This window comes from Actinoplanes sp. NPDC049548 (genome assembly GCF_040676695.1).
In the GTDB taxonomy this organism is placed as follows: Bacteria; Actinomycetota; Actinomycetes; order Mycobacteriales; family Micromonosporaceae; genus Actinoplanes.
Genome location: NZ_JBFAPM010000004.1, coordinates 235,345 through 249,077, shown reverse-complemented (window position 1 = coordinate 249,077; position 13,733 = coordinate 235,345). Strand labels below are relative to the sequence as shown.

The following is a 13,733-nucleotide window of genomic DNA, read 5'->3' as shown; positions in this document are numbered from 1 at the left end:
GGGAACGAGGGCGCCATGATCGAGGCTTCCTTCGACGCCTCGACCTGCCGGTCTTGCCCGGTAACGCCGACGCCCCTGGCCGCTGACGCCTTGGGGCGCCGACATCTCGGGCGCCGGCGCCCCTGGCCGCAGGCGCGGCCGGCATTGCTCAGCGGCAGACCTCACCCTCCGTCGCCGGGCCATCGGCCGCCGAGCCCGGCCTTCGGCGGAGGGTGAAGCTGAAGTCGCTGGACGACTTCCCGCTGAGGCGATGCGTCGACGAGAGGGCGCCGTCCGCGACGAGCCTCTCCACTTCCGATCGCGACACGTCCAACCCAACCGACAACAACTTCATCAGCCTGATCGGAATCCGCTGGATGAAGCGGACCGATGTGTCGACAACCTCGGCCTCGGAGACGTCGACCGTTGTCTTCTGAACCGTCCACGCACCATCCCAATCGAGCGTGACGCCGTTCCGGCGCAACAATCCCGGGTCGGCCAGCAGGCTCGCCGCGAGGGCCGGGTCATTGCCGTGGAATCGGTCCAGCGTCGTTGGATCGACGGTACGGACGTTGGCACGTTCCAGAACCGTCAGTTTGATGGTCTCCCCGCACCCGACGCACAGCGCTAGCAGCCAGACGTCGAGGAGCTTGTGGTTGGCGTTGATGCGGAACTTGCCGTGTGCGCGGTACTGCGCCGACTTACAGCGCAGGCACCGGCGGCGGATGAGAGGCAGGCCAGTGGGGCGTACCAGCCACTGCGTCGCGAATCGTCGTGTTGTTTCGTTCGTGGTCACGGTGGACACCGATCTGCTGCGACATTCCCGTGCGGAGACGACGCTCCGCGGAAGAGATCCGCGCATGACGGAGAAGCGAGTGGCGGGCCGTGTGTCACGACGGCGCGCCGCGCTCGCTTTGGTCGATGCGGGATGTCAATGCTCGAAAGAGCAGGGTCTGCCCGGGTCGCACGCTGCGGACATGCTCGAATGAGGCGTCGGCGGAAGCGGGTTCAGCTCCGTGTGCCGGCCTCGGAAGTCATGGCGTGCCTACTCGGCGCAGTGAAATGTCTCAGCTGATGTACAACGGCCTGTCCTTGTTCGGCGCCTGAACCGCCTCGACCGCGCGGGGCATGCAGCGTGGTCGAAGGCCACCCAGCTCCGGCAGATGCCATCGGGAGCCGGGGGAGGTCATCCGGGGACGCTAGCAGCGAGCTACCGGACTGCTCCACCGGTTATTGAGGGTCGCCCATCAGCCCTACCGGCATCAGCAGCAACGCCGAGACGGCGACGCAACCCAGGAACGGATACAGCGGCAGCCCGGCACCGATCGAGGGACGCCACAGGAGCAGAAGTGCGGCCAGGGCGCTAAGCGCGAGAACAATGCCGGACATCAGCGAAAGCTGAGGCGCTCGTATTCCCCTGGCGACCGGTCCGGGCCCCCACCGGCTACCTGCGGCGCCGCCGACCACCAGCAGCGAACAGAACGCGATGCCGAACCACGTTCCGGCTCCACTGCCCGCGCTGAGCAGAATCACGAGCCCCGCACCGAGAACCGCGGAGCTGAGGAAGAACAACAGCCGGCGCACCGAACCTCCGAAACCGCACGGCAGAGAACGCGGTCGATCAATATGAACACCGTCCGTCCGTCCGCCGCCGCAAGCCGAGGGCCGGCCTAGCAGGTCGGCGGCGCGTGCACGCAGGCCCACCGACCGGGGACCGGCGCCTGGCGCCACGCCGGGCACTATCCGGGTCGGCCGGCGTTCAGTCGGTTGCTGCTGGTCAGGCCGTTGCCACGTCACCTTCTTCGGAGACCGGGGCGCTCGCCGCCGGACCGGCGATCACGATCGGTGGCTCGATCAGGTGGGGGGACAGGGGGTCCTGGGGGAGGAGCCAGGGGCTGTCCGGTGGACCCGCCGGGTTGGCTTTCCACTTGCGGCTGACCTTGTCGATGCCGAGGGGGTAGATCGTCAGGGTGCCGTCCGGCGCGATGTGCATCCTCAGGAAGCACTTGGAGTCCTCGATGCCCTGGCCCGCGAAGAGCTCGTTCACGTTGACGTCGAAGGAGCCGGCGACGAGGAGGTAGAGCGCCAGGAGCTGCGTTGCCAGGAACGCGATCACCGGGCCGTACAGGATGGCTGCCATCAGCAGAGGGCTCGGCCAGGACCAGTCGTGGAAGGGCAAGCGCAACCACACCCAGGTGCCGGCCGCCGCGAGTCCGATCTGGGCGAAGCCGTGGAGCAGGCCGAAGATCCAGTGGCGGGCGTGCTTGTTCTGGTTGGCGCTGGGCGGCTGCGCGAACATCACCGTGCCGGTCAGGAGGACCACCAGCATGAAGACCAGCGGGATGCTGAACAGCCGCTGGAAGATGCCGCCCTGGCTGGCCGCGCCCGCCATCGCGAGCATGGTGAGGGTGTGGAGGAGGCCGAGCATGGTGGCGAAGCCCGCGTTGCGCGCCGGGACCCTGCGGAAGACGCCCCAGCTCATCCGCCGGGAGTCGGTCGCGCTGGGGTAGCGGGCCGCGAGCTGGTAGTCCCGGCTCGGGCTGGCGTTGCGCGTCAACGTGTCCTTCGGTGGCACGGTGAGCTTCTCCGGCAACTGGTGGGTCGCCAGCAAGTAGGCGCCGCCGCCACCGCAGGTGATGAGCTCCCGATCCGCCCCGGTGTAGCGGGCGTAGTGATGCAGGTCCCCGGAGACGAGCAGCCGCACCTGCGCCCCGGTCGGCGCCAGGATCGTACGGATGAAGTAGTCGACCGAGTCGTACGCCTCAGGCTTGTCGGCGGCCTTGACCCACGTCGGCGACGGCGTCATGAGGATGATCCGGTCGTCGGGTCCCAGCGCGCTCGCCGCCTTCTCGAAGTACAGCAGTTGCGGGTCGTCGATGTAGGCGCCGAACTGCTCGTCGATGCCGAACAGCCACCAGTCGGCCGGCAACCGCACGGCGAAGTACGACCGGCGTTGCTGGGTGCGCCAACCCCCGATGTGGCCGTCCTTACGGCGGGCGAAGAGGCGCAGGAACGCGGTGAGTCCGTCGTACCAGTCGTGGTTGCCCGGAAGGGCGAAGAGCGTGGGCCGCGGCCCGGCGGCCGGCGGCTCGGGCAGGGCGGCACGGTAGGGGCCCTTGGTGCGGTTCTCGTATCCGTCGCCGTTGGCGACCGGATAGACCTGGTCGCCGCCCATCAGCAGCATCCGGCCGCGGGGCAGCACCCGGCCCTGGACCTCGAGACCCGGCTGCGCCAAGAGGTACGCCACCGAGTAGGTCGCGTTGAAGCCGTCGCCGAGGTCCGCCACGTAATCGAGCCACAGCTCGCCATCGGTGCCGGGCTGCTCGAAGGACTCCCCGGACAGGGCGTTCTGCAGCTCCCGTTTGTCGAGATAGGCGCCGAACAGAATCGCGAGCAGTGTTCGCAGACCGGTGTTGAGCAGCAGCAACGGGGCCAGCCACCCCACCGGCCGCTGCGGCGTGAACCCGAGCTCCTGGGGATCCATGCTGACCGGCCGGCGTGCGCGGGGCGGCTGGGCCTCGGCAGACCGCGGGCTCGGATGCCGGGCGGGGTCGTGATCGGTCACGCTTGGCAGGTTATCCCGGAGGTATGACAACGATCGTCCGGTTCCGGCGCGTCCCGGCCCTCCCGTGAGAAACCCGCCTGCGGGATGCCGTACACTCAATGACCGTTGCCGCCTTAGCTCAGTCGGCTAGAGCGACGCACTCGTAATGCGTAGGTCGACGGTTCGATTCCGTCAGGCGGCTCCATGTGAAAGCCCAGGCCAGTCGGCCTGGGCTTTCCTCGTTCCCCTCCGTCTGCCTGGGCGACGAGCGGACGGTCGGCCCGCTGATCGGCGCCGTGCTCCTCGGCGCCATGTGCGCGGCCCACACCGCCCTGCTGGTCGCCGTCGTGCGACGCCTGCGATACCAGTCGGAACCGCTGTCAGAAGTAGAACGACAGGGAGTGCCCTCGCGCGCGGTGAGGCCGCCGGTCCCTTCCTCGCCCACGACACCCGAGGCCGGCCGGTGACCCCGCAGGTCCCGGAGGCCACGCTGATCGGGTTCTTCAGCCCGGCCTGCGCCTCCTGCCGCCGCGAGCGCAACCGGTTGCGAGCGGTCGCGGCTCGGTGGCCGGGCGGCCCCGAGCGGGTGTACGCCGTCGTCACCGGTCCCAGCGGGTCGGCCACGTTCCTCGCCCGCCTCGACCCGGTGGCACGCATCGTCGTCGACGTGGACGAGGCGATGCGGCACGCGTTCGGCACCACGGCATTCCCGGCCGTCTTCGTCCTGGCGGAGTCCGGCAGTCTGAGCTGGACCGGCCTGCACGTCGACGCGGTGCCGGCGTGGGCCCTCGAAGGAGCGAGTTCCGTCTAGCGCCCGCGTGTTTTCGTCGCCGCCCGGAATGGTGCCGAATGACGTCCGATTCGTACGACGGAATGGCCACCGACGTCACAATGGTGGGGCGGTCCCGCACGCCGTCCTCGTCCCTGGCCTGCTCATGCTGTGGCGGCGGCGCTGGTGGCCGGCGTACCGCATCGGCTTGATAAAGGTTACCGAAAGCCCAGCGTAAGACGCTGAAGACAGACCTTCTCGAGGATTAAGCATTCCTTAAGCGCATTGACGGTTTTCTTTTGCGATCCAAGACTGGCTCTCGCTCGGCAGACGAGCGCATCCCCTCACTTCGCGACGGCGGGACGATCGGGCACGACCCGGGCATCGGCGCCGCGAGTCTTCGCGCAAGGAGCACCGTTGAAGCACAAAGTCGCGGTGGCGACCGGCATAGCGGCCGTCACCGTAGCGGGATCCATCGCCCTGACCATGCCGCAGGGAAACGCGGCCACCACAGCGGCGGTCCCGATCGTGGCACCGCCGGCCGGCCCGGTGCCGACGGCCGTCGCCACCTCCCGGGCCACGTCGTCGGCGGCCGGCCTGGTGGCGAAGAAGCCGAAGCTCTTCTTCAAGAGCGGCCGCGACAAGCTCGTGCGGCGGCAGGTGGTCAGTCAGAACGGCCTGCAGTACGTGGCGTACGAGCGCACCTACAACGGCCTGCCCGTGCAGGGCGGCGACGCGGTCGTGGTCACCGACGGCTCGGGCCAGGTGCTGGCCAACTACGTGGCTCAGGACCAGGCGCTGTCGATCGGCACGTCCGCCAAAATCTCCGCGCGCGCCGCAGCCAAGGTGGCCCGCAAACAGCTGAGCACGGTCCGGTCGACGGGCAAGCCGACGCTGAAGGTGGTCGCGCAGGGTGCCGGCGTTCTCGCGTATGAGGTGGTGGTCGCCGGCACCAAGCAGACCAAGCAGGGCCCGGCGCCGAGCAACCTGCACGTCTTCGTGGACGCCGGTACGGGCAAGGTGCTGCCCGACCTCACCCGTGACGACGTCGTCGACGCCACCGGCCGCGGCGCCTACTACGGCAACGTCACCATCGACACCCAGGCCTCGGGCGGCCGGTTCACCATGAGCGACCCGACGCGTCCGGGCCTGCAGTGCGGCGGGCAGAACGGCGCCGCGTTCACCAGCACGACCGACTCGTGGGGCACCGGCAACGCCACCGACCAGGTGACGGGCTGCGTGGACGCCATGTACGTGGTCTCGCAGGAGTGGAACATGCTGCGCGACTGGCTGGGCCGCAACGGCATCGACGGCAACGGCCGCGCCTTCCCGATCCGGCAGGGCCTCAACGACGTCAACGCCTTCTGGAACGGCTCGCGCGTCGAGATCGGCCACTCCTCCGACAACCGGCGGCTGCTGAACAGCATCGACGTGCTCGGCCACGAGTTCGGCCACGCGATCAACCAGTTCACGCCGGGCGGCTCCAGCGGCGGCAACGAGGCCGGCGGCCTGAACGAGTCCACCGGTGACATCTTCGGCGCGCTGACCGAGTTCTTCGCCCGCAACCCGAACGACGCCGGCGACTACACCGTCGGCGAGCTGGCGAACCTCACCGGCGACGGGCCGATCCGGAACATGGCCGACCCGTCCAAGCTCGGCGACCCGAATTGCTTCTCGACAAGCATTCCGAGCACCGAGGTACACGCCGCCGCCGGCCCGCAGAACCACTGGTTCTACCTGCTGGCCGAGGGCTCCCGGCCGACGAACGGCCAGCCGTCGAGCCCGACCTGCAACAACAGCTCGGTGACGGGCATCGGCATCCAGAAGGCCGGCAAGATCTACATGGCCACGCTGATGCGCAAGACCAGCGGCTGGAACCACGTCAAGGCCCGCGCGGCCTCGGTCGCGGCCGCGGCCCAGCTGTTCGGCAACGGCACCGAATGTGCCACGGTCAAGGCCGCGTGGAACGCCGTCAGCGTTCCGGCCAGCGCCGGCGAACCCGCCTGTACGGGCGGCGGCAACCCCACCCCGGGACCCACGGCGACGAGCAGCCCAACTCCGACCACGCCGCCGACCCAGCCTCCGTCGGGCGACTGCCAGGCCGGGTTCTCCTCGCACGACAACGGCACCATCTCCACCGGCCAGACCGTCGTCACGGACTCGTTCACCGCGGGCAGCGGCCGGCACACCGCGTGCCTGGCAGGGCCCGCCGCGGCCGACTTCGACCTCTACCTGGACAAGAACGTCGGCGGCCGGTGGACGACCGTGGCCCGCTCCACCGGGGAGACGTCCCGCGAGGCCATCGCCTACACCGGCACGACGGGCACGTACCGATACCGGGTGGTGTCGTACGCCGGTTCGGGGAACGCTGTCCTGGGTTGGAACGCGCCCGCCTGATCACCGCGTCTGACCGGGGTGGCGTTCGCGCCACCCCGGTCTTCATGAGCGAACGGAAATGGGGAACCCGCGGTGCGACAGTCACACGTATCCGTAGTCGTGGCGGCTCTGCTCCTCGTCGGCATGGCCGGCTGCAACGACGACGAACACCGTTCGGCGCCGGTCGGCTCCGCGTCGGTCTCAGGGCCTCCCGGCTCCACGCCCACCGGACCTGCCGCCTCCGAGCCCGCCGGCTCGGCGCCCGTCACCCCTGCCGCCGGTGCACCGAGCAGCAGCGCGCCTGGCCCCTCGAGGAGCGCGGCGGGGGCGAGCAAGGCCTTCCCGCTGGAGGTCGCGCGCCGGGGCGGCTTCGCCGGCGTCGACGACCACGCCTCGATCTCCGCGGACGGCTCGGCGGTGGTCACGCGCGGAGGCCGGCCCAAGGTACGAACCTCGGTGCCCCCCGCCACCATGGCCGAGCTCCGCAAGCTCCTGGCGGCGCCGAACCTCGCCGACCAGGCGACGGGCGGCGGAATCTGCAACGACGGCTACGAGTACGAGATCGTCAGCCCGTCATTCACCACACGCGTCCAGGACTGCGGCGGCCAGCACGGACCCGAACTGGACCGCCTCCTGACCATCGCCTCGGGCTTGTTCGCCAGCTGACCCACCAAGTCACCCGGGCGTTCGCACCGCCGCCCTGCGGTTCAGTTCAGCGTTCGCCGCCCGCCCGCGGTTCGGTCCGCTGTTCGTCGGCGGGCTGGCGCTCCGGTTCAGTGTTCGCTGGCCCGCGTGCCGTTCCGTGCGGTGTTCGCCCGGCCATCCGCCGGTTCGGTGCAGTGTTCGTTGCCCGCCGCGGTTCGGTTCGGTGTTCGTCGGCGGGCCTGCGGTTCGTTCGCTGTTCATTGGCGGGCTGGTGGTTCGGTTCGGTGTTCGTTGTCCGCCCGCGGTTCGGTTCCGTGTTCGTGGGTCGACGGTGGTTCGGTTTGGGGGTCGTTGGCCGACCCGCGGTTCAGCCCGGCGGCCGCTCGACAAGCCGGTGGCGCACGGACCTTCGTCCGTGCGCCCCTCGGGCTTGCTGTGTCCGTATCTTCAGAATTTGATCGTGATCCTCAGGCCCGAACCCGACCTTCAGACCCGGACCGCCGCGATCTCCTCGAGGAGCTTCTCGCAGAAGGCCGGCAGGTCGTCGGGCTTGCGGCTGGTGACCAGGCCGCCGTCGACGTAGACCTGTTCGTCGACCCAGGTCGCGCCGGCGTTGGCGAGATCCGTGCGCAGGCTCGGCCAGCTGGTCAGCGTGCGGCCGTCGACGACGCCGGCTTCCACGAGGGTCCAGGGGCCGTGGCAGATGGCCGCTACCGGCTTGCCCGCCGTGAAGAAGTCGCGGACGAAACGGACCGCGTCGGGGTCGGTGCGCAGGAAGTCCGGGTTGGCGACGCCGCCGGGCAGGACCAGGGCGTCGTACTGGTCGGCGTCGGCGTCCTTCGCCAGCTTGTCGACCTGGTACGTGCTCGCCTTGTCCATGTGGTTCACGGCCTGGATCCGGCCGTTCTTGATGGAAACGAGCTCGGCTTGGCCGCCCGCCTCCTCCACCGCCTTGCGCGGCTGGGTGTACTCGACTTCCTCCACGCCGTCAGTGGCGAGGAAAGCGACGCGCTTGCCCTTGATCGAGGTCGCCATGGTCGATTTCCTTTTCTCTCTCGGCGTTGTGCTTCGGTCAGTACGTGCGGTTCCCGGCCTCGGCACGCGCAAACGTGGCGGCGCGACGGTTCACGAGCTCGCCGCCGTACCAGGCGCCGAAGACCGCGCCGGCGAGGGCGAGCAGTTCGACGGCGAGGAGGCCGCCGCCCGCCACGCGGTCCGGGGTGCGCATGCGCAGCATGAGGATGACTGCGAAGAGGATCAGGACGCCCATGTTGGCGAGGCTTTGCAGGACGCCGATGCGCTTGGCCGGCGTGCCGTTGCGGATGAACATCAGGTCGATCGCCCCGGCGAGGGCGGCCAGGATGCCGCCGACCAGCCCGGCGAGGATGTTCCAGTACGCGAGGGCGCCGAGGATGTCCGGCCCGCCGAGCAGGTTGCCGACGTCGAAGAGGACGGCCATCGCGAAGAGCCCCAGCGGGAACATGACCAGGACGGGCTGGACCGCCTGGCCGGCGATCGTGAGTCGGCTCTGCATGGTGGTCCTCACCCTCCTTGAGCTGCTTCTTCGCCGGTTCCGGGTGTGGCCTACCCGGTGGTTGCGTCGATGAAACGCGTGGTGTCGCCCGTTACGTCCGTCGATGGAGGTTGATCGTTAGGGTGTGCCCATGGAACGGGCCGCGCAGATCCTCGTGGGCCTCGTGGCCCTCATCCACGTCTACATTCTCGTGCTCGAGATGTTTCTCTGGCGGACACCGCGGGTGCGTGCGGTGTTCGGGAACACGGCCGAGTTTGCTGCGGAGACCGCCACCCTGGCCGCGAACCAGGGCCTGTACAACGGCTTCCTCGCGGCCGGCTTGATCTATAGTCTCGTCGCGGACAGTCTGGCGTTTCAGGTCTTTTTCCTGTCCTGCGTCATGGTCGCCGGAATTTATGGCGCTGTCACGGCCAACCGCCGGATCCTGTTCGTGCAGGCCATCCCCGCGGTGATCGCCGGTGCGGCGGTGCTGCTGGCGGCCTGACCGCGCTATTTCGCGTGCACGCAACCTGCGATGTGGCAGGTTGAGTAGTGGCGGAGAGCCGGGTGGCGTGCTGTACTGAGAGCAGGCAAGACGGGCGGAGCCGAGGCGAACGGGCAACGGCACCCGGCGGCAACCGGGTGCCGTTGTGGCCTCGAAGCTCTGCGGCACACGAGCGAGGCGGGGAATTCTCTCTGCGCCAATGGTGGCTCGCCTTCCCTCTCCTCGCAAGGAGTCGGAGGGGGGAGTTCGTCATGCGTATCTATTACCGTGGGCCCGACGCGACGGTCACCAGCGAGCATTTCGTTCATCGCACGCCCACCACGACGAAGGCCTTTCTGGTACGCGACCTGCGCAATGTCGGCATCACCAGCGTCGAGAGCGGGGGTCCGCCGCCCGCCCTGCCGCTGGGTGGCACGGTGCTGGCGCTGGTGGCCGCGTGGCCACTGTGGAAGCTCTCGCCCCTGTATGCGATCGGACTGCTGGGACTGGCCGGCTTCGGGATCGCCGCGGCGGCAATGCTCCGGCGCGGCCGGCCCCGGACCTGGGTGCTGGAGGCGACCTACCGCGGCCAGTCGGTCGACCTGTACGCGTCGATGGATGCACGAGTCTTCAACCAAGTCAGCCGCGCCCTCCGCCGTGCCATCGAGGACGCCCGGCCGCCCTCGTCCTGGGATGATGCCGCAGCCGCCTGATGGCTTGTTCGCAATCTGCAAGGTGGCATGTTGAGAGGTAGCGATCAGGTTAGTGGCCGTGATGTACTGCTCACAGGCAGTCAGGGCGGATAGATCGAGGGGAGACACATCACGGCACCCGGCGGCAACCGGGTGCCGTCTTTGCCTCTCGATCTTTCTCCGGCCCGTTCGAGCGAGACGGGATTCTCTCCGCAACGCCCTTTCCCTCTCGCGGAGGAGCATGGAAGGGAGCTCGCAAATGCGTGTCTACTACCGTGGCCCCGACGCACGCGTCACCGACCAGCACTTCATCCGTCGCACGCCTACGGCGGAGGCTGTCTTCGCCGTCCGAGACCTTCGCAACGTCGTCCGGGTGCAGGGCGGTGCCGCCCCGGACCGCCTGGGCGGCATGCTCGTCACCGGTGCCGGCCTGGTGGCCCTGACGGCGGCGAGCTGGTCGCTGATCGGCCCGGCCGCCGGGTACGCGATGGCCGCCGTAGCGGTCGCCGTGGGCCTGGGCCTGCTGTCCGTACGCCGCCGCAACGACCGGTGGTGGCATGTGCGCGCCACCTACCGGGGCGCGGAGATCACCCTCTATTCCTCGGCCGACCAGCAAATGTTCAACCAGGTGGCGCGTGCATTGATGCGGGCCATCGAGGACTCCCGTCCGGGGCGCGAAGTGCAGCGCCTCGCGACGGCCTAGGAAAGATCACCGAGAGTTTCGGGTAGGTGACTTGTTTCTTTTCGGTGAACCTTCCGCCGCCGCTTTCCCGTTCTGATAGGACAGTGAAGTAGGCTGGCGCGCGACCTCGCTGGCTGCCGTCTGGCAACCAGCGAGGTGGCTGCTTGGCGCTCATCGCGAGCGACGTCAACCGCTCCATCACGACCGACTTCAACGCTGAAGGATTCATGGCTGAGGGCGACTCGCCGACGGTGGCACGCAGGCGCGTGCGTCTCGTGCTGCGCGAGGCCCGCGAGGCTGCCGGCTACACCCAGCTCGACGTCGCGGAGCAGATGGAGTGGAGCCTCAGCAAGGTCATCCGCATCGAGAACGGCGACGTCACCATCGCGCCCAACGACCTGCGGCCCCTGCTCAACTTCCTCAACGTCAAGGACCGCGCCCAGGTTGCGGATCTCCTCGCCACCGCGAAGATCGCGCGTACGCGCCAACGCCAGGCCTGGTACCAGAAACCCGAGTTCCGGGAGCACCTGACCGACGGGCTCCGCCGGCTCATCGAGTACGAGGCGGAGGCGACGTCCGTCCACACGTACTCGGTGTTCCACATCCCCTCGCTGCTGCAGATCCCCTCGTACTCGAGCGCCCTCATCCAGATGTGGCGCGACGAGGTCACCGAGGAGCAGCGGCACTACCGCCTCGAAGCGCGCCGGATCCGCCGCGAGGCGATGCTGAGCCGGATCGGTCCCCTGCGGATGACCGCGGTGCTGGACGAGTCCGTCTTCCTGCGAGCCGTGGGCGGCCCGCAGATCTTCGCCGACCAGCTGGAGGAGATCCTCCGGCTCGAGGAGCGGCAGTTGGTCTCCATCCGCATGTTCCCCTTCACTGCGGACACCGGACTGTCCTATGACGCCGGTTTCGACATCCTCTTTCTGGGCGATGAGGACGAGGAGACGGAGACAGGCGACAAGGTCCACGCGGTGATGTACCGCGAGACCGGGACGACCGACGAGGTCGTCGAGGACAAGTCGCTGGTGACGCGCCACTACGCGCGGTATCGAAAGCTCTGGGAAGCAGCAACGCACGAGGATGAAACCGTCGACTTCGTCAGGAAGCGAGTCAGGGAGCTCCGGTGATCGGCGAGATGATCTAGCAACTTTCCAGAGGCGAAAGGGTTAAGACTCGGAAGCTCCATTATTCGGAAGGTCAGACCGTGAAAATCACTCCGACAGGTCAGTGGCGTAAGAGCAGCCGCTGCAACACCGGCGCCTGCGTCGAGGTCGCCCAGTTCGCTGACCGCGTCATGATCCGGGACTCGAAAGACCTCGCCGGCGTACCGCTCACCTTCACGCCGGACGAGTGGGCCGCCTTCGTCCACGGGGTGAAGGCGAACGAGTTCGACGGCAACTGACGCTGGCTTGCGTGCGGCCCCCGTCGCACGCAACTCAGTGGTCGACCGGGCGAGTGATGCACGACGTGACCAATGGTGTCTTCCGGTGCAAGTCGGGAAGACGATGAACTAAGGAGCGCTTCACTCATCTTTCTTCATGGAGGAGGAAGCGTGAGTCTCGTACCGTGGTTCGGGAAACCGTCACGGAGGAGCGAGCATGACCAACTGGACGGAGAACTCGATCATCTGGCGTAAGTCCAGCCGTTGTTCGACGAACGCCTGCGTGGAAGTCGCCGAGGTCGGGGACGAGATCTGGCTCCGCGACAGCAAGAACCTGGCAGCGGCACCGCTCCGGTTCACCCGCGCCGAATGGGCCGCCTTCCTCGAGGGAGCCGGCGCCGGGGACTTCAGCTTCTGAGATCCCGGCATGGCCGCGGGCCGAGCGCGGCATACTGCCCAGGTGGGCGACGGGAAGGAACAGCCGGATCCGCACCGCGCCGTCCGGGTCGGTGACCGGGGGCGGTTCCAGGTGCTCCACGACGCCGCGGAGCGCCTGCTCGACGAGCTGACCGAGCGTTACGTGGTCGACCGGCGCGAGGTCAAGGAAGCCGTCGGCCCGCAACCCGACGCCGAGATCGTGCGTACCGTCCGCCTGGTCCCCAGGCACCCCGCCGCCGGCCCGCTGGCCGTCACCTTCACCGACTTCCCGGGGATCGTCCTGCGCCTCGGCCGCTGGTTCGTCGAACCGCTACCGGACTGCGGCTGCGACGACTGCGCCGAGGACGCGGCCGAGCTGGTCGCCGACCTGCGCGCCCTGTCGGCCGCGCACGTGGAAGGCGGACTCTGGGAACGGGTACGCCGCGGCGTGACGGGCTCCTGGTGCGAGACGCGACTCATCGGGCCCGGCCTCCGCAAGAACCGGCAGGTGCAGCTCGACAACCGCGAGGCGCGCGACGCCCGCCGGGAAGGGTTCGCCGCGGCGGTGCAGTGGGCGCCCTGGCCGCTGCGCGCGCCCGAAGATGTCGGTGGTGACTGATAGACCGGACCCATGAACTGGGTACGCGCCCTGACGGCGCAGCTGGACTTCTACTGGGAGACGAGCCTGCGCCCGCGCCTCGACGGGCTGACCGACGAGGAGTATTTCTGGGAGCCGGTCGAGGGATGCTGGTAGCTGCGCCCGGAGCCGGAGGGCGGCTACCGGCTCGACGGGACCGAGCCTGCGCCCGACCCACCTCCGGTGACGACCATCGCGTGGAGAGTCCTGCACATCGCGGTCGGGGTCTTCGCCGCGAGGGCGAGCACGTTCTTCGGTGACGGCCGGGTGCCGGCGGACGCGACCATGTTCGACCCGCGGCATCAGCCGGAACGGCTCCCGGGTACGGCGGCGGGAGGGGTGGCCCTGCTGGAGTCGTCCTACCGGTGGTGGCGCGACGGGGTGGCGGGGCTCAGCGAGGAGGAGTTGCTGAAGCCGCTGGGTCCGCGCGGGGCGTTCTTCGCGGAGGAGCCGATGGCCATGCTGGTGCTGCACCTCAACCGGGAGACGTTCCACCACGGTGGGGAGATCGGGACGTTACGGGATCTGTACCGGGCGAAGTGGGGCCGTGCCGCGGGGTGATGGGGTGTGTGCGTGCTTCCTGTAGCTGATCAGCTCTGTCGGTCCCTGGT

At 68.8% G+C, this 13,733-nt stretch carries 17 protein-coding genes and 1 tRNA gene; 13 read left to right on the top strand and 5 right to left on the bottom strand.

From position 1 onward, the window contains the following. Positions 1-148 precede the first annotated feature (148 nt). The 3 genes from AB0J80_RS10995 to AB0J80_RS10985 all read right to left on the bottom strand — a co-directional run bounded on the left by AB0J80_RS10995 (position 149) and on the right by AB0J80_RS10985 (position 3,463). The gene (locus tag AB0J80_RS10995; protein WP_364703218.1) at positions 149-775 is read right to left on the bottom strand and encodes a DUF1062 domain-containing protein; all 627 of its coding nucleotides are present in this window, start codon (positions 773-775) and stop codon (positions 149-151) included. A 434-nt stretch (positions 776-1,209) separates the two neighbouring features. Continuing rightward, entirely contained in the window at positions 1,210-1,563 is a 354-nt protein-coding gene (locus AB0J80_RS10990; protein ID WP_364703216.1) for a hypothetical protein, read from the bottom strand. Between the two features lie 193 nt (positions 1,564-1,756). Then, a complete protein-coding gene (locus tag AB0J80_RS10985) occupies positions 1,757-3,463 on the bottom strand; it encodes a metallophosphoesterase (protein WP_364703702.1) in 1,707 nt (568 codons plus the stop codon). 188 nt (positions 3,464-3,651) lie between these two features. On the opposite strand from AB0J80_RS10985, the gene AB0J80_RS10980 reads away from it, so the two are divergent. The 4 genes from AB0J80_RS10980 to AB0J80_RS10965 all read left to right on the top strand — a co-directional run bounded on the left by AB0J80_RS10980 (position 3,652) and on the right by AB0J80_RS10965 (position 7,334). Beyond that, positions 3,652-3,728 (top strand) — tRNA-Thr (locus AB0J80_RS10980). A gap of 258 nt (positions 3,729-3,986) precedes the next feature. Continuing rightward, a complete protein-coding gene (locus AB0J80_RS10975) occupies positions 3,987-4,334 on the top strand; it encodes a hypothetical protein (RefSeq protein WP_364703213.1) in 348 nt (115 codons plus the stop codon). A 375-nt stretch (positions 4,335-4,709) separates the two neighbouring features. Then, positions 4,710-6,689 carry a M4 family metallopeptidase gene (locus AB0J80_RS10970; RefSeq protein ID WP_364703210.1) on the top strand — a complete coding sequence of 660 codons (1,980 nt, stop codon included), beginning with the start codon at positions 4,710-4,712 and terminating at the stop codon, positions 6,687-6,689. Positions 6,690-6,788: 99 nt separating this feature from the next. Further along, complete coding sequence (locus AB0J80_RS10965; protein ID WP_364703207.1) at positions 6,789-7,334, top strand: hypothetical protein; 546 nt, start codon at positions 6,789-6,791, stop codon at positions 7,332-7,334. A gap of 465 nt (positions 7,335-7,799) precedes the next feature. Here the strand turns inward: AB0J80_RS10965 and AB0J80_RS10960 are convergent, their stop codons facing one another. Both AB0J80_RS10960 and AB0J80_RS10955 read right to left on the bottom strand, forming a co-directional pair. Continuing rightward, complete coding sequence (locus tag AB0J80_RS10960; protein WP_364703205.1) at positions 7,800-8,348, bottom strand: type 1 glutamine amidotransferase domain-containing protein; 549 nt, start codon at positions 8,346-8,348, stop codon at positions 7,800-7,802. A 37-nt stretch (positions 8,349-8,385) separates the two neighbouring features. After that, positions 8,386-8,847, bottom strand: a complete 462-nt coding sequence (locus AB0J80_RS10955; RefSeq protein ID WP_364703203.1) for a DUF2231 domain-containing protein — start codon at positions 8,845-8,847, stop codon at positions 8,386-8,388. A gap of 130 nt (positions 8,848-8,977) precedes the next feature. On the opposite strand from AB0J80_RS10955, the gene AB0J80_RS10950 reads away from it, so the two are divergent. The 9 genes from AB0J80_RS10950 (at position 8,978) to AB0J80_RS10910 (ending at position 13,683) form a co-directional block, all read left to right on the top strand. Continuing rightward, on the top strand, positions 8,978-9,331 hold the full coding sequence (locus AB0J80_RS10950) for a DUF1304 domain-containing protein (protein WP_364703200.1): 354 nt from the start codon (positions 8,978-8,980) through the stop codon (positions 9,329-9,331). Positions 9,332-9,582: 251 nt separating this feature from the next. Further along, entirely contained in the window at positions 9,583-10,023 is a 441-nt protein-coding gene (locus AB0J80_RS10945) for a DUF6232 family protein (protein WP_364703198.1), read from the top strand. A 238-nt stretch (positions 10,024-10,261) separates the two neighbouring features. Beyond that, positions 10,262-10,705 carry a DUF6232 family protein gene (locus AB0J80_RS10940; RefSeq protein WP_364703195.1) on the top strand — a complete coding sequence of 148 codons (444 nt, stop codon included), beginning with the start codon at positions 10,262-10,264 and terminating at the stop codon, positions 10,703-10,705. A gap of 143 nt (positions 10,706-10,848) precedes the next feature. Further along, positions 10,849-11,814, top strand: coding sequence for a helix-turn-helix transcriptional regulator (locus AB0J80_RS10935; protein ID WP_364703192.1), 966 nt, complete (start codon positions 10,849-10,851; stop codon positions 11,812-11,814). Positions 11,815-11,891: 77 nt separating this feature from the next. Beyond that, a complete protein-coding gene (locus AB0J80_RS10930) occupies positions 11,892-12,089 on the top strand; it encodes a DUF397 domain-containing protein (RefSeq protein WP_364703189.1) in 198 nt (65 codons plus the stop codon). Positions 12,090-12,285: 196 nt separating this feature from the next. Continuing rightward, positions 12,286-12,486: a DUF397 domain-containing protein gene (locus AB0J80_RS10925; protein ID WP_364703186.1), complete on the top strand. Its 201-nt coding sequence runs from the start codon at positions 12,286-12,288 to the stop codon at positions 12,484-12,486. Positions 12,487-12,528: 42 nt separating this feature from the next. Further along, positions 12,529-13,104, top strand: coding sequence for a DUF6226 family protein (locus AB0J80_RS10920; protein WP_364703183.1), 576 nt, complete (start codon positions 12,529-12,531; stop codon positions 13,102-13,104). Between the two features lie 12 nt (positions 13,105-13,116). Then, a complete protein-coding gene (locus AB0J80_RS10915) occupies positions 13,117-13,239 on the top strand; it encodes a hypothetical protein (protein WP_364703180.1) in 123 nt (40 codons plus the stop codon). Positions 13,240-13,305: 66 nt separating this feature from the next. Further along, a complete protein-coding gene (locus AB0J80_RS10910; RefSeq protein ID WP_364703177.1) occupies positions 13,306-13,683 on the top strand; it encodes a DinB family protein in 378 nt (125 codons plus the stop codon). Positions 13,684-13,733 lie beyond the last annotated feature (50 nt).

Coding starts and splice junctions, on each gene's coding strand:
- AB0J80_RS10985 (WP_364703702.1), bottom strand. CDS start 3,463: ATGGATCCCCAGGAGCTCGGGTTCACGCCGCAGCGGCCGGTGGGGTGG.
- AB0J80_RS10960 (WP_364703205.1), bottom strand. CDS start 8,348: ATGGCGACCTCGATCAAGGGCAAGCGCGTCGCTTTCCTCGCCACTGAC.
- AB0J80_RS10955 (WP_364703203.1), bottom strand. CDS start 8,847: ATGCAGAGCCGACTCACGATCGCCGGCCAGGCGGTCCAGCCCGTCCTG.
- AB0J80_RS10950 (WP_364703200.1), top strand. CDS start 8,978: ATGGAACGGGCCGCGCAGATCCTCGTGGGCCTCGTGGCCCTCATCCAC.
- AB0J80_RS10945 (WP_364703198.1), top strand. CDS start 9,583: ATGCGTATCTATTACCGTGGGCCCGACGCGACGGTCACCAGCGAGCAT.
- AB0J80_RS10940 (WP_364703195.1), top strand. CDS start 10,262: ATGCGTGTCTACTACCGTGGCCCCGACGCACGCGTCACCGACCAGCAC.
- AB0J80_RS10925 (WP_364703186.1), top strand. CDS start 12,286: ATGACCAACTGGACGGAGAACTCGATCATCTGGCGTAAGTCCAGCCGT.
- AB0J80_RS10915 (WP_364703180.1), top strand. CDS start 13,117: ATGAACTGGGTACGCGCCCTGACGGCGCAGCTGGACTTCTACTGGGAG.